At 70.2% G+C, this 17,572-nt stretch carries 20 protein-coding genes; 15 read left to right on the forward strand and 5 right to left on the reverse strand.

Annotated elements, in window-relative coordinates:
- Positions 1–132: 132 nt before the first annotated feature.
- On the reverse strand, positions 133–1,686 hold the full coding sequence (locus tag GXW78_RS15710) for a hypothetical protein (protein WP_211869782.1): 1,554 nt from the start codon (positions 1,684–1,686) through the stop codon (positions 133–135).
- Between the two features lie 140 nt (positions 1,687–1,826).
- Between GXW78_RS15710 and GXW78_RS15715 the strand changes: the two genes are divergently transcribed.
- The 6 genes from GXW78_RS15715 (at position 1,827) to GXW78_RS15740 (ending at position 7,395) form a co-directional block, all read left to right on the forward strand.
- A complete protein-coding gene (locus tag GXW78_RS15715) occupies positions 1,827–2,537 on the forward strand; it encodes a vWA domain-containing protein (protein ID WP_211869783.1) in 711 nt (236 codons plus the stop codon).
- Positions 2,534–3,220 (forward strand): J domain-containing protein, encoded by a 687-nt coding sequence (locus GXW78_RS15720; protein WP_246522269.1) that lies wholly within the window; start codon positions 2,534–2,536, stop codon positions 3,218–3,220. Before GXW78_RS15715 ends, GXW78_RS15720 begins: the two co-directional genes overlap by 4 nt.
- A gap of 53 nt (positions 3,221–3,273) precedes the next feature.
- On the forward strand, positions 3,274–3,687 hold the full coding sequence (locus GXW78_RS15725) for an META domain-containing protein (protein WP_211869784.1): 414 nt from the start codon (positions 3,274–3,276) through the stop codon (positions 3,685–3,687).
- A 127-nt stretch (positions 3,688–3,814) separates the two neighbouring features.
- Complete coding sequence (gene tkt / locus GXW78_RS15730; protein ID WP_338147758.1) at positions 3,815–5,848, forward strand: transketolase; 2,034 nt, start codon at positions 3,815–3,817, stop codon at positions 5,846–5,848.
- 137 nt (positions 5,849–5,985) lie between these two features.
- Positions 5,986–7,005 carry a type I glyceraldehyde-3-phosphate dehydrogenase gene (gap, locus tag GXW78_RS15735; RefSeq protein ID WP_211869786.1) on the forward strand — a complete coding sequence of 340 codons (1,020 nt, stop codon included), beginning with the start codon at positions 5,986–5,988 and terminating at the stop codon, positions 7,003–7,005.
- A 138-nt stretch (positions 7,006–7,143) separates the two neighbouring features.
- Positions 7,144–7,395, forward strand: coding sequence for a hypothetical protein (locus tag GXW78_RS15740; RefSeq protein WP_211869787.1), 252 nt, complete (start codon positions 7,144–7,146; stop codon positions 7,393–7,395).
- 73 nt (positions 7,396–7,468) lie between these two features.
- Here GXW78_RS15740 and GXW78_RS15745 read toward each other — a convergent pair whose 3' ends face one another.
- Together GXW78_RS15745 and GXW78_RS15750 are read right to left on the reverse strand one after the other, a co-directional pair.
- Positions 7,469–7,792, reverse strand: coding sequence for a hypothetical protein (locus GXW78_RS15745; RefSeq protein WP_211869788.1), 324 nt, complete (start codon positions 7,790–7,792; stop codon positions 7,469–7,471).
- Between the two features lie 64 nt (positions 7,793–7,856).
- On the reverse strand, positions 7,857–8,243 hold the full coding sequence (locus GXW78_RS15750; protein WP_211869789.1) for a DUF6636 domain-containing protein: 387 nt from the start codon (positions 8,241–8,243) through the stop codon (positions 7,857–7,859).
- 30 nt (positions 8,244–8,273) lie between these two features.
- Here GXW78_RS15750 and GXW78_RS15755 point away from each other — a divergent pair, with 30 nt between their 5' ends.
- The 4 genes from GXW78_RS15755 to GXW78_RS15770 all read left to right on the forward strand — a co-directional run bounded on the left by GXW78_RS15755 (position 8,274) and on the right by GXW78_RS15770 (position 10,795).
- Complete coding sequence (locus tag GXW78_RS15755) at positions 8,274–9,467, forward strand: phosphoglycerate kinase (protein WP_211869790.1); 1,194 nt, start codon at positions 8,274–8,276, stop codon at positions 9,465–9,467.
- A 141-nt stretch (positions 9,468–9,608) separates the two neighbouring features.
- Positions 9,609–9,821 carry a hypothetical protein gene (locus GXW78_RS15760; protein WP_211869791.1) on the forward strand — a complete coding sequence of 71 codons (213 nt, stop codon included), beginning with the start codon at positions 9,609–9,611 and terminating at the stop codon, positions 9,819–9,821.
- Between the two features lie 81 nt (positions 9,822–9,902).
- On the forward strand, positions 9,903–10,445 hold the full coding sequence (locus tag GXW78_RS15765; protein ID WP_211869792.1) for an NUDIX hydrolase: 543 nt from the start codon (positions 9,903–9,905) through the stop codon (positions 10,443–10,445).
- Complete coding sequence (locus tag GXW78_RS15770; protein WP_211869793.1) at positions 10,442–10,795, forward strand: hypothetical protein; 354 nt, start codon at positions 10,442–10,444, stop codon at positions 10,793–10,795. Before GXW78_RS15765 ends, GXW78_RS15770 begins: the two co-directional genes overlap by 4 nt.
- Before the next feature lie 52 nt (positions 10,796–10,847).
- Here the strand turns inward: GXW78_RS15770 and GXW78_RS15775 are convergent, their stop codons facing one another.
- Positions 10,848–11,126, reverse strand: coding sequence for a BolA family protein (locus tag GXW78_RS15775; protein ID WP_211869794.1), 279 nt, complete (start codon positions 11,124–11,126; stop codon positions 10,848–10,850).
- 86 nt (positions 11,127–11,212) lie between these two features.
- Between GXW78_RS15775 and GXW78_RS15780 the strand changes: the two genes are divergently transcribed.
- From GXW78_RS15780 to GXW78_RS15800, 5 genes are all read left to right on the forward strand, one after another.
- The gene (locus GXW78_RS15780; RefSeq protein WP_211869795.1) at positions 11,213–11,827 is read left to right on the forward strand and encodes a J domain-containing protein; all 615 of its coding nucleotides are present in this window, start codon (positions 11,213–11,215) and stop codon (positions 11,825–11,827) included.
- A gap of 57 nt (positions 11,828–11,884) precedes the next feature.
- Positions 11,885–12,889, forward strand: a complete 1,005-nt coding sequence (gene cobS, locus GXW78_RS15785) for a cobaltochelatase subunit CobS (protein WP_211869796.1) — start codon at positions 11,885–11,887, stop codon at positions 12,887–12,889.
- A gap of 6 nt (positions 12,890–12,895) precedes the next feature.
- Positions 12,896–13,549: a glutathione S-transferase family protein gene (locus GXW78_RS15790; RefSeq protein WP_211869797.1), complete on the forward strand. Its 654-nt coding sequence runs from the start codon at positions 12,896–12,898 to the stop codon at positions 13,547–13,549.
- The gene (cobT, locus tag GXW78_RS15795; RefSeq protein ID WP_211869798.1) at positions 13,546–15,420 is read left to right on the forward strand and encodes a cobaltochelatase subunit CobT; all 1,875 of its coding nucleotides are present in this window, start codon (positions 13,546–13,548) and stop codon (positions 15,418–15,420) included. Before GXW78_RS15790 ends, cobT begins: the two co-directional genes overlap by 4 nt.
- 262 nt (positions 15,421–15,682) lie before the next feature.
- Entirely contained in the window at positions 15,683–16,699 is a 1,017-nt protein-coding gene (locus tag GXW78_RS15800; protein WP_211869799.1) for an esterase-like activity of phytase family protein, read from the forward strand.
- Here the strand turns inward: GXW78_RS15800 and GXW78_RS15805 are convergent.
- Complete coding sequence (locus GXW78_RS15805; RefSeq protein ID WP_211869800.1) at positions 16,696–17,571, reverse strand: hypothetical protein; 876 nt, start codon at positions 17,569–17,571, stop codon at positions 16,696–16,698. The two genes, GXW78_RS15800 and GXW78_RS15805, sit on opposite strands and share 4 nt — an antisense overlap.
- Position 17,572: the final 1 nt, after the last annotated feature.

Consider the following 17,572-nt stretch of genomic DNA (forward strand, 5'->3'; position numbering starts at 1 on the left):
GCGCACGGACGGGGTGAGAGATCGGAGAACGGCCTTCACGCCCGGCACCAAATGATGGCGGTCCAGGCCATCCATGGCCTGGCGGGGTGAGGTCCGGAGAGGGGCGGCGCCCCTCTCCGCTTCATCGCGCCATCAGCGCGTGGTGGCGGTGATGCCCAGCACCCGCTGCATCTCCGCCGGGCTCGGCGGCACCTGCTGCATTTCCTCGAGCCCGATCGGCTGCGGCGGGTTCACTCGGATATCGACCGCCTGCGCCTGGCCGCGGATGAAGCGCACCAGCGCATCCCGAACCGGGGCGAGCGCCGCCGCATCGGGCTGGCTCAGCGCGCCGCCGGCCATCGCGGCGTACTGCTCGCGCAGCTGCGCTTCCGGCGTGCGGGTCTCCCGGGACTGCATGGCGAGGAAGCGACGGAACAGCGAGGCGTCGGCATAACCGAGCGCCGCTGAGATCAGCCGCGCCTGCGAGAAGTCGGCCGCCTGCATGCGTTCGGATGTCAGCCCGTCCAGCGTGACCGACATGGTCAGCGTGCCGGCGTCGCGCGCGCCGATCGACAGGTCGCGCACCTCGACGCGGCCGGTCTTGCCGTCATGTGCGGTCGAGGCGGTGATCTCGCCCTCGATCGCCTGGTAGCCGAAGCGGGTCAGCCACTCGCCGATCATCGGCACCGGCTCGACGCGGATGCCGCGCACGGCGACAGTGCCGGTGCCCGACCCGTCGGTGGCTGTGATGTCGCCGGCGATGCGGAACTCGGCGATGCCGCCCACGGGCCGGCCACCACCCGTCAGCTGCAAGCCTGTCATCTCGAGGCTGGTCTGGCCGACCAGGCTCGGCACGCGTTCCTCGCGCATCAGCGCGCCGAGCATCCGGGCGATGTCCATCCCGGACATGCCGATGCGCGCGATGCGCAGCCCGTCGACGAAGCCGCCATCGAGCCCGGTGCTCTCGACACCTTCGACCGTGAGGCGCGCGGGGCGGTTGGCGCCCCAGCCCTCGACGGTGACGAGGTTCACCGCGACGTTCGCACCGCCGGTGACCCGCAGGTTCTCGAGGCGCAGCGAATCCAGCGTTACGTCATCCGGCTGCGGCGGCGCGCCCGCGGCGGTGCGCGGCACTGTCAGCCCCGCGATCCGCAGCATGCCGATGCGGACGGTGTTGCCGTCCTCGGTGGTGGCGAAGCCGCGGATCACCGTCTCGGCCACGCCGTCCTGGCGCAGGCCCATCAGGGTGACTTCGTCCATGGTCACGCGCTTGCCGGGGCGTTCCAGCACAACGCCGGTCATGCGCGCCTGCTCGCCCGTGGCGTCCTGCGCCTCGGCGGCAGCGTAGGACAGCCGCGTCTCGCGTCCGAGGAGACCGCGGAGCCGCGTGATGGCAGCGGGCTCGTTCGGCGGGATCGCCTGTGGTGCGGGCAGGGAGGAAGGCGGCGTCGGGGCGGCCGGCGCCTGTGTCACCCCTGGCGGGGTCCGCCGCGGCAGCGGCAGCATCTGCAGCGGGGGAGGGGCAGGGGCGGGCGCAGCGCCGCCGAGCGGGGGCGGCTTGGCCGTCGGCAGGGACGGTGCCGCGGGTGCCGCGCCCGGCGCCCCGAGCGGCGCGGGCTTCTGCGCGATGGCCGCACCGGTCAGCGCCAATCCCGCGACCGTGGCGAGCGCGAACGCCCTGAAACCCGTGAGGGGTGCTGCTGTCATCCCGGTGAACCTCTCTTCCTGCTGCGCAGCCGCAGTTAAGACCGCGGCGATAATGGGTGCCAACATGACCCGGCGACCCTTGGCGTGGCGAGTGAGGCATTTCACATCACCTTCAACGAATGGCACCATCGGACCCGACCATGCCCCGCCCTCCCGCTCGCCCAGGCCCGACCGCCGAGGTCGCCGCCTTCCTCGACAAGGTGGCGCGCATGCCCTCCGTCCGCACGGCGAACGCCCGGCCCGGACGGCTGATCTTCGCCGTCGATGCCACGGCGTCCCGCCAGCCGGCCTGGGACCGTGCCTGCGCCCTGACCGGGGAGATGTTCATCGCCACGCGGGACCTCGGCGGCCTCGCCGTCTCCCTGGCCTATTGGCGCGGCTTCGGTGAGTTTGCCGCGACCCCCTTCCTGACCGACGGGGCGGAACTTGCGCGCCGCATGGCCGGTGTCACCTGCCTGGGCGGCCATACCCAGATCCTGCGCGCGCTGCGGCACGCGGCGTCCGAGACGCAGCGGGAAAGGATCGGCGCGCTGGTGCTGGTGGGCGATGCTGTGGAGGAGGAGATCGACGCGCTGTGCCAAGCCGCCGGCGAGCTCGGCCTGCGCGGCACGCCGGTGTTCTGCTTCCATGAGGGCAACGACGCCGTTGCCGGCAATGCCTTCCGGCAGATCGCGAAAGTGTCCGGCGGTGCCTATGCGCCCTTTGATTCCGCATCGGCGGAGACGCTGCGGGACCTGCTGCGCGCGGTCGCCGTCTTTGCCGCCGGGGGGCGCGCCGCGCTGGCGCGGCTTGGCGGCCCGGCGGCGTTGCGCATCGCCGGACAGTTGCCAGCGCCGAAGGCGGCGCGATGACCTGGGTCGCGCTGGGCGGCATTGTGCTGGTGGCGGTCATGCTGGGCCTGCGGGCCTTCGCGAATGCGCGCGTCGGCACGGTGAAGGCCGCGCTTGCCTGGATCGCAGGCGGGCTCGGCGTCGTGCTGTTCGCTGCGCTGCTGTTCAGCGGGCGCGGGTTGCAGGCCATCTGGGCCATTGCGCTGCTGGCGCCGCTGCTGATGCGGTCCTGGCACGCATGGCGGAGCGCCAGGACTTTCTCGCGGGGTGGGCAGGCGAGCCCGGGGCAGGAAACCCGGGTTGAGACCGCGACGCTCGCGATGGTGCTGCATCACGACAGCGGGCGGATGACCGGCACGGTCACGGCGGGGGTCTTCGCCGGCGCCGACCTTGCCGCGCTGGCGCTCGCCGATCTGCGCGCCCTTCTTGCGGATTGCGAACGGCAGGATCCGGAAAGCGTCCCGCTGCTCGAGGCCTGGCTGGACCGCGCGCATCCCGAATGGCGGGACGCCGCGCAGCCCTCCGAAGGCGCCATGGACCGGGCGGAGGCCCTGGCCGTGCTCGGCCTGGCTGAAGGGGCGACGGAGGCGGAGATCCGGGCCGCATACCGCCGCCTGATGCGGGCCGCGCACCCGGACCAGGGCGGCAGTGCCTGGCTTGCAGCCCGGCTGAACGCGGCGCGCGACCTGCTGCTGGGGGATTGATCGCGCCGCAGCTTCGCCATGCATTTGCCGCGGTGAGCCGGTAGCGTGAACGCATGGTCATCCCTCGCCGCCTTGCCATAGCCACCTGCCTCGCCACCGCTTCGACTGCCGCCCTGGCAGAGCAGGCCGCCGGCCCGGCTGGGAGCTGGGTCGTCGAAGCGATCGGCGTCACGCGCATGGGCGCCTCGCCGCGCGTGGACATCACCTTCGCCGCCGAAGGCCGGGCCTCTGGCAGTTCCGGCTGCAACCGCTTCACCGGGGCGTTCACGCGCGAAGGGGCGTCCGGGCTGCGCTTCGGACCGGTGGCGGGCACCCGCATGGCCTGCGAGGAGGCGATCATGGCGCAGGAGCAGCGCTTCCACCAGGCGCTGGAACTCGTTCGCGGCTGGCGGATGGATGGGCCGACCTTGCTTCTGACCGGCGAGGACGGCGCGGTGCTGCTGCGGCTGGCGCGGGCCGCCCCCTAGGCAGAACAGGAAGGCGACGCGGCCTGCGCATGGCCGCCCCCGGCCGCGGCCGGTTGCCCCCGGGCGACCCCGCCTCTATAGCGGCCCCGCCCCCGACGCAGCCGTAGGTATAGCTCTCTTGGCCAGCATCGCCCCCACGCCCGACGCCTCCCAGAACCCGGCGCTTGCCGCGCAGGCGGAAATTCTCGCCCGCCCGGCGACGGATAGCCGCCGCCTCGCCGACGCCATTCGCGCGCTCGCCATCGATGGCGTGGAGGCGGCGAAGTCCGGCCACCCCGGCATGCCGATGGGCATGGCGGATGTCGCGACGGTGCTGTTCACGAAGTTCCTGAAGTATGACGCGGCCGATCCGCGCTGGGCCGACCGCGACCGCTTCGTGCTGTCCGCCGGCCACGGGTCGATGCTGCTCTACAGCCTGCTGCACCTGACCGGGCATGCCGGCATGGGCGTCGAGGAGCTGAAGCGGTTCCGCCAGCTCCATTCGCCGGCGGCGGGGCATCCGGAATACGGCGAGCATCCGGGCATCGAGACGACGACCGGGCCGCTGGGGCAGGGCATCGCGACCTCGGTCGGCATGGCGCTGGCCGAGCGGATGCTTGCCGCGCGCTTCGGGGCGTCGCTGGTGGATCATCGCACCTGGGTGATCGCCTCGGACGGAGACCTGCAGGAAGGCGTGTCGCATGAGGCCGCCTCGCTCGCCGGCCATTACGCCCTGTCGAAGCTGTGCGTGCTGTGGGACGACAACCACATCTCGATCGACGGCGACACCGCGCTGTCCTTCACCGACGACACGCTGAAGCGGTTCCAGGCCTATGGCTGGGCAGTGCGCCGCATCGACGGGCACAACCCGGAGGAGATCGCGAGCGCGATGGCCTGGGCCACGCGCAACCGCAAGCCGACGCTGATCGCCTGCCGGACCATCATCGGCTTCGGTGCGCCGACCAAGGCGGGCACGGCGGGCTCGCACGGCGCGGCGCTGGGCGCGACCGAGGTGGCGGGTGCCAAGGAGCTGCTCGGCTGGACGGCGCCGGCCTTCAGCGTGCCTGAGGACATCAAGGCCGCCTGGGAGGCCGCCGGACGCCGCGGCGCTGGCACGCGCCGGTCCTGGCTGAAGCGGCTGGCGAAGCACCCGCAGGAAGCGGAATTCGACCGCGCCATGTCGGGCAAGCTGCCCGAGGCGTGGCATGAATCGCTCGCCGCGCTGCGCGCGAAGCACGCCGAGGAGAAGCCGAAGCTCGCGACGCGCGTCTCCTCGCAGCGCGCGCTCGAGGCGCTGGTGCCGTCGGTGCCGGAGATGGTCGGCGGTTCGGCCGACCTCACGGGATCGAACAACACCAATGTGAAGGGCATCCCGGCGATCACGCCGGGCAATTTCGGCGGCCGCTTCATGCATTGGGGCGTGCGCGAGCACGGCATGGCCGCCGCGATGAACGGCATGACGCTGCATGGCGGCATCATCCCGTATTCGGGCACCTTCCTGGTCTTCAGCGACTATATGCGCCCGGCGATCCGCCTCGCGGCGCTGATGGGCATCCGCGCCATCCATGTGCTGACGCATGACAGCATCGGCCTTGGCGAGGACGGTCCGACGCACCAGCCGGTCGAGCACCTCGCCTCCTTCCGTGCCATGCCGAATGTCTTCGTCTTCCGCCCGGCGGATGCGATGGAGACGGCCGAGTGCTGGGAACTGGCGGTGAAGCGGGCCGATGGGCCGTCCCTGCTGGCGCTGTCGCGGCAGAACCTGCCGGCGCTGCGGTCCGACGCCGGCGAGAACCGCTGCGCCCGTGGCGGCTATGTGCTGGCCGAGGCGTCCGGGCCGCGCAAGGCCACGCTGATCGCGACCGGGTCGGAAGTGCATCTGGCGGTGGCCGCGCGGGAAACGCTGGAGGCCGAGGGCATTCCGACCGCCGTCGTGTCGCTGCCCTGCTGGGAGATATTCGCGGCGCAGGATGCCGGGTATCGCAACCAGGTGCTCGGCGATGCTGTGCGCGTCGGCGTCGAGGCCGCGATCGGCTTCGGCTGGGAGCGCTGGCTCGGCGCCGATGGCATCTTCGTCGGCATGTCGGGCTTCGGCGCCTCGGCACCCGCCGAGGAGCTGTTCAAGCATTTCGGCATCACTGCCGACGCCGTGACCGCCGCGGTGAAGAAGCGGCTCGCCTGAACTCGACACTGCTGGAGCGTGGGTTGTTTCACGTCCGTTCGCCGCACACGCTCCAGCCGGTTGTTTGATCACGTGATTCAGACCTCCGGTGCATTCGCACCTGCGGCCATCACGCTCTAGGGGAAGGACAGAAGACCATGCCGGTGAAGGTTTCCATCAACGGGTTCGGGCGCATCGGTCGCCTGGTGCTGCGCGCCGCCTGCGAAGCGGGCCGCGACGACCTGGAATTCGTGACGATCAACGACCTCGGCTCGGTCGAGGCGAATGCCCACCTGTTCCGCTACGACAGCGTGCATGGCCGCTTCCCCGGCGAAGTGATCGTCGAAGGCGACAGCATCACCATCAAGAACGCGGGCAAGACCTGGGGCCCGATCAAGATCACCGCCGAGCGCGATCCGACGAAGCTGCCCCTGAAGGGCGTCGACGTCGCGATGGAGTGCACAGGCATTTTCACCAGCAAGGAGAAGGCCTCCGCGCTGCTGACCGCCGGTGCGCGCAAGGTCGTCATCTCCGCGCCCGGCGACAATGCGGATGCGACCATCGTCTACGGCGTGAACCACCAGACGCTGACGAAGGAGATGACTGTCATCTCCAACGCGTCCTGCACCACCAACTGCCTGGCGCCGATCGCCAAGGTGCTGCACGACAATTTCGGCATCGTGCGCGGCTACATGGTGACGATCCACGCCTATACCGGCGACCAGAACACGGTCGATACGCTGCACAAGGACCTGCACCGCGCGCGTGCGGCGGCTGTCTCCGCGATCCCGACCAGCACCGGCGCGGCGAAGGCCGTGGGCCTCGTGATGCCGGAGCTGAAGGGCAAGCTGGACGGCACCGCCATCCGCATCCCGACGCCGAACGTGTCGCTCGTCTCGCTCGACTTCGTGCCGGCCAAGGAAGGCGTCACGAAGGAAGCGGTGAACGCAGCGATGAAGGCGGCGAGCGAGAGCGGGCCGCTGAAGGGGATCCTCGGCTACAACACGGTCCCGCTGGTCTCGATCGACTTCAACCACAACCCGATGTCGTCGACCTTCGACGCGACGCAGACCCAGGTGGTCGATGGCGGCCTCGTGCGCGTGCTGTCCTGGTACGACAACGAGTGGGGCTTCTCGAACCGCATGAGCGACACGGTGAAGCTGTTCGGGTCGCTGTGAGCGACGGCCCGGGAGGGGCGCCGCTCCTCCCGGGCTTCCCGACCAGGCTGCGTCGTGCGGTAGCGCCCCAACAGGGCGCTTTATTTTTTTAGGAATTTATGCTTTTATCCGGTGCCTGTCTGCCAGGAGGCATCGACGATGAGCGAGATCGGGCTTCTCAAGGTTTCCACGCAGGGGCAGGTCACCTTGCGGCGGGCAGTCCGAAAGGCGCTGGGCGACCCAAGGCACCTGGAAGCCCGGATCGAGAACGGGGCTTTGGTGTTGCGCCCGGCGATCGCAGCCACACTGGACGAAGCTGTTCTGCTGTTCGGCAAGCAGGGAATCACGCGGGACGTGCTGGTTGAGGCGCTGCGGGCGGTCAAGGCGCGCGGTGGGCACAGGTCCGGATAGTGATTTAATTCCTATATCATCCGTCATGCAGCGCGGTCAAGCGGATCGGCAGGCTGCATTGCCGCCGCCCGCCTCACATCATCCCGCATTGCCCCGGCGGAACCGCATCGACGCTGTGGTACAGGCCCTTCGCGGTCACGCTGCGGACGCAGCGATGGGACGCCGCATGCCACCAATGCGCGGTCAGTCCCCGATAGCGCGCGGCCACGTAGCCGCGCTCGCGGAACGCGACTTCCCCCTGGGTCGCGCGACCGCCTACCAGGTCTTCCAGTTCGGGCGGCGTGTTGTCGGAAGCCTGGGCCGGCGCGATGCCGGACGGCGTCCAGGGCTGCATCCAGGCGGCGGTCCCGACGGCGACGGTCGTCACAGCGAGGAGAAGGGCCGAGCGGATCTTCATGGCGGGGCTCCTGAACGCGCTGACCGGCCAACGCGACGTTCCCGTCGCGGTTGCAGGCAGGCTGTCAGAACAGAACCAGGCGTGCCCTCGACATCTCGAAGCCGCGTCCCTCCGCATTGCTGCAGCGCAGGCCGGTCGGGCTCGCCGTGCAGGACAGGCCGCGCCCCTGCCAGGCGCGGCCATAGCCGAGCACCGGCGAGGACGGATCGGCCACGGTGTCGCCGTGGCAGACATAGCGGGCCGGCCCGCGCGGACCGAGTTCCGCGGAATCTCCGAAATCCAGATCGCAGTCCCGCGGCCTTGGCGGGCGGGGATAGGTCGATTGCAGGACGTCGCAGCGCAACGTGCCTTCGAAGGCCATGCAGTGGATGTTGCCCGAGGGCAACTGGAACGCCTCCTGCGCGGATGCTAGGACCGGGAGAAGCATGAAGGCCGCGATCCAGCGGATCATTCGAAACTCCTCAGCGGGATACCGAACGCGATGTCCTACGAAACGATCGACGCACTCGACGCCAAGGGCAAGCGGGTGTTGCTGCGGGCGGACCTGAACGTGCCGGTGCGCGACGGCCGCATCACTGACCGCACGCGGATCGAGCGCCTTTGCCCGACCATCGCCGAGCTGTCGAATGCGGGCGCGCGCGTCATCGTGTGCAGCCATTTCGACCGCCCCAAGGGCAAGCGCGTGCCCGAGATGTCGTTGAAGCCGCTGGCCGAGGCGCTGTCCGAGGCGCTGAAGCGCCCGGTCGCCTTCGCCGATGACTGCATCGGGCCGGAGGCCGAGGCGGCGGTGGCGAAGCTCGCCGACGGCGACATCCTGCTGCTGGAGAACACCCGCTTCCATGCGGGCGAGGAGAAGAACGACCCGGCCATGGCGGCGGGCCTCGCGAAGCTGGCGGACGCCTATGTGAACGATGCCTTTTCCGCGGCGCATCGGGCGCATGCTTCCACCGAAGGCGTGGCGAAGCTGTTGCCGGCCTATGCCGGGCGGTTGATGGAGGCGGAACTGACCGCGCTGGATGCGGCGCTGGGCTCGCCGGCGCGCCCGGTCGTCGCGATCGTCGGCGGGGCGAAGGTGTCCACGAAGCTCGACCTGCTCGGCAACCTGTCGAAGAAGGTCGATGTGCTGGTGATTGGCGGGGCGATGGCGAACACCTTCCTCGCGGCGCAGGGCTTCAACGTCGGCAAGTCGCTGCAGGAAGCCGAGATGCACGACACGGCGCGCGCCATCCTGGCCGAGGCGAAGTCCGGCGGCTGCGAGATCCTGCTGCCGGTCGACCTGGTGGTGGCGGAGCAGTTCGCCGCCAACGCGCCGACCCGCATCGTGCCGGCGGATGCGGTGCCGGAGGGCTGGATGGCGCTCGATCTCGGCCCGAAGTCGGAGGAGGCGATCGAGCAGCGGCTGCGTGGTGCCTCCACCCTGGTGTGGAACGGCCCGCTCGGCGCCTTCGAGACGCCGCCCTTCGATACGGCGACGGTGGCGGTGGCGCAGATCGTCGCCGCGATGACGCAGTCGGGCGCGCTGAAGTCGATCGGCGGCGGCGGCGACACGGTGGCGGCGCTGCGCCACGCCGATGTGGCGGACCGCATGACCTATGTCTCGACCGCCGGCGGCGCGTTCCTGGAATGGCTGGAGGGGAAGACGCTGCCGGGGGTGGCGGCGCTCTCCAAGGCGTGATTGCGGCTCGGCGGAGCTGCACGCAAAGGTTGCTGGAAGATTAACGGGCCGTCGGCGCAGGGTTTGGCCATGCGCATCGGACCCGTTCGTCGCTGGCAGCGATTAAGCCATTCTTCACGGCTCGGCTGGACAATGCTGTCCATGCTGAGCCTCAACACCCTTTCCGCCTTCACGCAGGAGGTCACGCGCAGCGCTGGCATTCAGCCGGTGCGCGGGCCGGAGCGGGCCGATGCGGCGCGCGGCGCCGGCGTGCCGCCGCAGCGAATTCTGGAAAGCGCACCGCCGACCGGCAGCGCCCCGCCCGCCGGCGGGGCATCCCTGCCGCGGGGCTCGCTGCTGGATCTGCGGGTCTAGCGGTCACGTTATTGCCGGATCGCGACGGCGCTTCGCAGCCTGCGCTTGCGCCGCGGGGGTGTGCGCCACCATGATTCGCGCATGTCACGTTTCGTCCGGCGCGTTCCCGATGGCGACGACCGCGAGCGCCTGATCTGCGCCGATTGCGGGCATGTCGCGTACGAGAATCCTAAGATCGTCGTCGGCTCGGTCGTGGCCGAGGACGATACCGTCCTGCTGTGCCGTCGCGCCATCGAGCCGCGCCCGGGCTTCTGGACGCTCCCCGCCGGTTTCCTGGAGATGGGCGAGACGGTGAAGGAGGGTGCCCGCCGCGAAGCGTGGGAGGAGGCACGGGCGCGCATCGCACTCGACGGCGTCCTCGCGGTCTATTCCATTGCCCGGATAGGCCAGGTGCAGGTGATCTTCCGCGCGCGCTTCGACGAGCCGGGCTTCGAAGCCGGCCCCGAGAGCCTGGAGGTACGGCGCTTCGCCTGGGATGAGATCCCCTGGGACGAGATCGCCTTTCCCTCCGTCCGCTGGGCGCTGAAGGCGTGGCGGAATGGCGCGGCCGGCGGGGCTGTGGCGCTGAACCCGCCCGAGGACCGCCGCGGCGTCCGCCCCTTGCCCGGCGGTGCGGCGTCATGATGGCGCGACGGACCCTGCTGGCGACGGCGACGTTGCTGGTCGCGACGCCGGTCCTGGCGCAACAGGCGCGGCGGGGCCGGCGGAACGACCCGCTACCCTTGCCGCCGCCGCCACCGCCGCCGGAAGCATCGAGCTTCGGCGAACCCGCGCCCGTGCCCAACAACGACATCGAGGCACCGCGCAGCCGGACGGCCGACAGCACCGCGCCCCAGGTCAACCCGGTGCTGATCGATCCGGACGACCCCCAGATAGGGACGCAGCGCGACCGCAGCAGCCTGCAATCGCGGGAGGACCGGCTGCTGCGCCAGCCGGCGCCAGGGGCGCGGCTGCGATTGCCGTTTGCCTACTGATGGCGGGGCCGGCGCCGGCGCTATGCAGAGCGAAACATTTCCCGACCCGGCGTTAGCCCGCTTCCTCCTCGGGCGTCGCCAATCGCAACGCCAACGCATGCATCCCGCCGGCGAACTCCCCCGCCAGCGCCGCGTGTACCGCACGGGAGCGTGCCACGCGGGACTGGCCGGCGAAGGCGGGTGAGACGACCGTGACGGAGAAATGCGTCTCCCCTTCGGGCCGGGCCCCGGCGTGGCCGGCGTGGCGATGGCTGTCGTCTTCGACCGTCACGCGGGCGTGCGCGAAGGCGGCTTCGAGGGCGGTGCGGATGCGATCGGCGCGCGTGCTCATGGTCGGCGCTTCTCTCGCCTCTGGCCCGCGCTGCCAAGGGGCAGCCGCTGCTTGCGGGACGCATCGTGGCGACCCATAACGGGCGAATGTCCCGACAAGGCAGGAAGCGCGCGCCGGAACCAGCGGATGACGGCGCGCCATTGCGCCACTGCGACCACCCCGGCTGCGAGGAGGCGGGGCTGTTCCGCGCGCCGCGCGATCGCACGTTGCGGGAGTTCCACTGGTTCTGCCTGCCGCATGTGCGCGCCTACAATGCCGCCTGGGATTTCTACAAGGGCATGGGTCCGAACGAGATCGAGCAGGCCCTGCGGTCGGACAGTTCCTGGCAGCGGCCGTCCTGGCCGCTCGGGCGGCTGGGCGGGGCGGGACGCTTCGACCCCGAACTGTTGCGCGATCCATTCTCGGTGCTGGGCCAGCAGGCACCGACGGCCCGCCGGCGGCCGCGCGAGGCGGCCGAGGCGCCGCCGCCCGAGCTGCGTGCGGCGCTCGACCTGCTGGAACTGCCATGGCCGTTGGACCAGGCCGATTTGCGTAGCCGTTACAAGGAACTGGCAAAGCGCTACCACCCGGATGTGACCGGGGGGGATCGCAGCGCGGAAGAAAGGCTGAAGGACATCAACCGGGCATACAGCCTGCTGAAGCGGCGGGTTCCGGCACGAAGGCCGGCCCCGACGCAGCCGGAAGCTGCGGCCGCCGGGTAGCGGTGCCCGCGCGAGAGGCATAGTATGTCCCCCGACCGTCACGGAACCGGACTTGCGATGAACAAGGTTGCCCAGATTTCCGAAATCCGCCCGACCTCGGCCATCGAGGCGCCGGACACCACGGTGAAGGCGCGCGAGGTCTTCGGCGTCGACATCGAGATGGATGTCCCGGCGTTCTCGGTCCGCACGGAACATGTGCCGGAGGTCGACAACACCTATCGCTTCGACAAGGAGACGACGCTCGCGATCCTCGCGGGCTTTGCCTTCAATCGGCGCGTGATGATCCAGGGCTACCACGGCACCGGCAAGTCGACGCATATCGAGCAGGTGGCGGCGCGGCTGAACTGGCCGTGTATTCGCGTGAACCTCGACAGCCACATCTCGCGCATCGACCTGATCGGCAAGGATGCGATCGTCCTGAAGGACGGCAAGCAGGTCACGGAATTCCGCGAAGGCATCCTGCCCTGGGCGCTGCAGCATCCCTGCGCGCTGGTGTTCGACGAATACGATGCCGGCCGCCCGGACGTGATGTTCGTGATCCAGCGCGTGCTCGAAGTCGAGGGCAAGCTGACGCTGCTCGACCAGAACAAGGTGATCCGGCCGAACCCGTATTTCCGCCTGTTCTCGACCGCCAACACGGTCGGCCTCGGCGACACCACGGGCCTGTATCACGGCACGCAGCAGATCAATCAGGGCCAGATGGACCGCTGGTCGATCGTCGCCACGCTGAACTACCTGCCGCACAAGCAGGAGACGGACATCGTGCTGGCCAAGCTCGGCCAGGAGAGCGACCCGAAGATGCGCAAGCAGGTCGAGGCGATGGTCGCGCTGGCCGATCTGACGCGCGCCGGCTTCATCGCGGGCGACATCAGCACCGTCATGTCGCCGCGCACCGTCATCACCTGGGCGGACAATGCGCGCATCTTCGGCGATGTCGGCTTCGCCTTCCGGCTGACCTTCCTCAACAAGTGCGACGAGGCGGAGCGGTCGACGGTGGCCGAGTACTACCAGCGCTGCTTCAACGAGGAAGTGCCGACGGGGCTGCTCCGCAAGGCCGGGTGAGGCGGCATGGCGCCGCGCTTCCGCCTGCACCACGCCCCGCGCTCCCGCGCCTTCCGCATCCTGTGGGTGCTGGAGGAGCTGGGCGCGCCGTATGAGCGTGTGCCGCATGTCCTGCAGCACGGGACGCAGAAGGCGCCGGACTTCCTCGCGATCAATCCCGACGGCAAGCTGCCGGCGCTTGAGGATCGCGGGCCGAATGGCGACTGGGCCGGCGTGGTGGTGACGGAGAGCGGGGCGATCTGCGCCTATCTCGCCGATGCGATGGAGTTGCTGGCGCCGCCGATCGGCACGCCGGATCGCGCGATCTATGCGATCTTCCTGGCCTATGCCGGGGCGGTGCTGGAACCGGCGATGACGGATGTCGCCTTCGCGCGCAAGGAAGCGCCGCCGCCCTCGACGATCGGTTGGGCGTCCTTCGATGATGGCGTCGCGCGCGTCGAGCGGCAGATCACGGCCTCCGGCGGGCCGTATCTGTTGGGGCAGGACTTCACCATGGCCGATGCGATGTGCGGCGGGCTGCTGCGCTTCGCCGCCGGCTTCGGCATGTTCAAACCGGGTCCGGTGACGGCGGGCTACCTCGCCGCGCTGGAGGAAAGGCCCGCCATGGTGCGCGCCAAGGCCATCGAGGACGCCGCGCAGAAGGCGGCAGAGGCATCATGAGCGGCAAGCAGGACCTGACCCGTCAGGAAGAATTCAAGCGGGCGACGGCGGGCGCGCTGCGCGCCATCGCCCATGCCGACCCCGAGGTGCAGGTGGCGTTCCAGCCCGGCCCCTCCGGCGTCGCGGGCAAGCGCGTGCGGCTGCCGCTGCCGACCCGCGCGCTGCCGGCCGCCGAGATGGCGAAGCTACGCGGTGCGGCGGATGCGGCCGCGTTGCGGCTGCGGCATCACAATGAGGCGCTGCATGCCTCCCGCGTGCCGGGGCGGCGCGAGGCGCGCGAGGTGTTCGACGCGCTGGAGCAGGTGCGCGTCGAGGCCGTGGGTTCGAAGCACATGGCGGGCGTGGCCGCGAACCTGCGCGCCAAGCTGACCGAGGAATGCGAGTCCGAGGGCTATGACCGCATGACCCGCAAGGACCAGCTGCCGCTGCCCGCGGCGCTGGCCATGCTGGCGCGGGAGAAGCTGTCGGGCGAGCCGGCGCCGCAGGTGGCGCATCGCGTGCTCGATCTGTGGCGCGACACGCTGGGCGAGAAGGCCGACGACGCCCTGGCCGAGATGGCAAATGCCAGCGAGGACCAGGAAGCCTTCGCCAAGGCCGCCCGCAAGCTGCTGACGGCGCTGGACCTGGCGGAAGCCGAGGTCGAGGCGGAATCCGAGCAGCAGGACGAGGAAGGCGAGGAGGGCGGCGAGAGCAGCCCGCAGCAGGACCAGTCCGGCGAGGGCCAGTCCCAGTCCGAGCAGGAAGAACAGATGCTCGGCGCCCAGCCCGAGCAGATGCAGGGCGAGGCCTCCGACGAGGAGGGCGAGGAGACCGAGGAGGACGGCGCCGCCGCGGATGGCGACGACAAGCCCGGCGGCCCGCAGCAGCGCCGCGAGGTGCCGCAGGTGGACGACACCACACGCTACCACGCCTTCACGACGCAGTTCGACGAGGTGGTGGAAGCCGAGGATCTCTGCGATCCGGATGAGCTGGTGCGACTGCGCCAGCAGCTCGACCAGCAGCTGTCGCATCTGCAGGGCGTCGTCTCGAAGCTCGCGAACCGGCTGCAGCGACGGCTGCTGGCGCAGCAGCAGCGGGCGTGGGAATTCGACCTCGAGGAAGGCATCCTCGATGCCGCGCGGCTGACGCGCGTCGTGACCAACCCGATGCACGCCCTGTCCTACAAGCATGAGCGCGACACGGATTTCCGCGACACCGTCGTGTCCCTGCTGATCGACAATTCCGGGTCGATGCGCGGGCGGCCGATCACCGTCGCCGCCATGTGCTGCGACATCCTGGCGCGCACGCTGGAACGCTGCTCGGTGAAGACCGAGATCCTCGGCTTCACGACGCGCGCCTGGAAGGGCGGGCAGTCCCGCGAGCGCTGGGTGCAGGAAGGCAAGACGCGCAACCCTGGGCGCCTGAACGATCTGCGCCACGTCGTCTACAAGGCGGCGGATGCGCCGTGGCGGCGCGCGCGCAAGAATCTCGGGCTGATGCTGCGCGAGGGGCTGCTCAAGGAGAACATCGACGGCGAGGCGCTGGAGTGGGCCTACAAGCGCCTGCTGCCGCGGCCGGAGCATCGGCGCATCCTGATGGTGATCAGCGACGGCGCGCCGGTCGATGATTCGACGCTGTCGGTGAACCCCGGCAACTACCTGGAACGCCACTTGCGCAAGGTGATCCACGAGATCGAGGGGCGGAACCAGGTCGAGCTGATCGCCATCGGCATCGGACATGACGTGACGCGGTATTATCGCCGCGCGGTGACCATCGTGGATGCCGAGGAACTCGGCGGGACGATGATGAAGAAACTCGCGGAGCTGTTTGACGAGGACGCCGCGGAGGCCTGGCAGCGGGCGGCGGCCGAACGGGGACCGGTGCTGGTGTGAGGGTCTTCAGAGGCGACTGTTGAGTTGGAGGGGCGTTGCCCCTCCAAACCACCCCACCAAAGGCCGAAGGGCCTTTGGAAACCTCAATTTGGTGTCGGGCCGAGCGGGCGAGGGCTGGTCCCGATCGGCGCGGATCCTCTGGCCACCGCGACAGGCGCAATCGTGGTCGACCGAATGACACGGGCGCCGATGCATCACGCAGCGTGCTCACATCGACACCTGGCATGGCTGGACGGCGCGCCGCGACCGCTCACTGACGCGCATGGCGCAGCGTCGTCCGGCCCAAAGACCGAACCGTTTTGCCCAGCGCCAAGTTGAGGTTTCCAAAGCCCTCCCTCGGCGTGCCGCACTGGCATTCGCACTCACCGCCGCCGGCTGTCGCCTCGACCCACCCCCCGGCAGCGCCGCCGTCGTCGTACCCGCATTCCCGCTCACCGGCCCGCTGCGTAGCCTCGGCGGGCTCGACATCGACAATGAGCGCCTGGGCGCGGGCGGCCTGTCGGGCATGCTGATCGACGATGACCTCGTCGCGACCTTCGTCGATGACCGCACGCGCTGGGCGCAGGCGCGCATCGTGCTGCGTGACGGGCTGGCGCAGGCGCTGACGCCGATCGCCTCAGGGCCGCTGCGGGATGGCGCGGGCCGGGTGCTGCCGCGTGGCTTCGGCGGGGATGCAGAGGCGCTGGCGCGCTTGCCGGACGGCACCTGGCTGGTGGGTTTCGAGCGGTGGCATCGCGTCCGGGCCTATAGGCACCTGGATGGGCCGGGGGCGTATTTCGAGGCGCCGGCGGGGCTCGGCGCCGCGCCGCGCAATGGTGGGCTGGAGGCGCTCGCGCTGCTCGAGGATGGCAGGCTGTTGGCCATCGCGGAGGCGTTGCCGCCGGCCGGCATCCCATCCCTGCGCCAGGGCTGGGTCGGCGGGCCGGGGGGCTGGGCGCCGCTGGCCTATCGCCCGGCGCCGGGGTTCGAGCCGGTCGATGCGGCCGGGCTGCCCGATGGCGGGGCGCTGGTGCTGGAACGGCGCTTCCGCGTGTGGGAGGGGTTTTCGGGCCGTCTGGTGCGCGTGGCGGCGGGGGACCTGTCGCCGGGCGCGGTGATGGAGGGGCAGGAGATCCTGCGCATCGACGGGATGCCCATCCCGGCGGAGAATTTCGAGGGCGTCGCGGTGCTGCGGCACGGGGGCCGGACGCTGGTCGGCATCGTGGCGGACGACAACCACATGCCGAACCAGCGCAGCCTGCTGCTGTTGTTCGAACTCGATCAGCGGAGAATGCTTTAGGGGAGCGACGCCTTGCCGGCCTGCGACCATGCCTGCAGGGCGGCCTCCTCGGATCCCGGCGCTTCCTTCGTCGGGAAGGGCGCGTAGTCGCCGAGCAGCACGACGGTGATGAGATAGGCGAGCAGCCGCCGGTCGTGGTCGTCCTGGGTCTCGCCGTACTGCTCCGGATCGCGGTTCACGCGTACCTGCCCGAGATGGAGCTCGTCGCCACGCCAGCCTGCCTCGACCTCATAGACGAGGATGCCGGTCCAGCTCCGGCGGAACAGCAGCCGGCCGCCTTCGAGATAGATGAACCACTTTTCCTCCATGACCGTCGGGACGAAGCCGCGTGCGATCATCCATGCGTCGAACGGGGGATAGGTCCGATCGAGGCTGAAGGAACCTTGGCGGGCGGGCATCGGGGGATGGTGGTTGCCGAAGCTGTCCGCGCTCGCACCGCGGAGGATGCGGGCCGGTGTCCGGCCGAAGATGGCGTCGAGGTGTTCCGTGGCGGTCGGACCGGGAAGCGGCGGCTGCCCGACGACGGAGAAGGTCGGGATGGCGGGCGGGCGGCGCCGCATGAGGATGGGGCAGTATGTCTCGAGCCAGCCATAGTCGGGCATGGCGACGATGACGGTGCGGATGGTGCCGTCATCGTCCTTCATCGTGCCGGTGAGGTGCCGGTCCCCGCGGAACAGGACCCGGAGCACGACCACCCGTTCGCGGGCGGCGATCGGGTGGATGGGCTGGACGAGGTGGAGCCGCAGCAGACCCTTGCCGGTCTTCAGCGGCTCGACATGCTGCAAGAGGATCGGGCTGGCGCCCCACCCCGGGGACACGACGGGTGCTTCAAGCCAGCACCACCAGCCGGGCTTCAGTTCCATGCCGTCCATG

Origin of the sequence: Neoroseomonas terrae, assembly GCF_018129025.1 — a bacterium.
GTDB classification, from domain to species: domain Bacteria; phylum Pseudomonadota; class Alphaproteobacteria; order Acetobacterales; family Acetobacteraceae; genus Neoroseomonas; species Neoroseomonas terrae.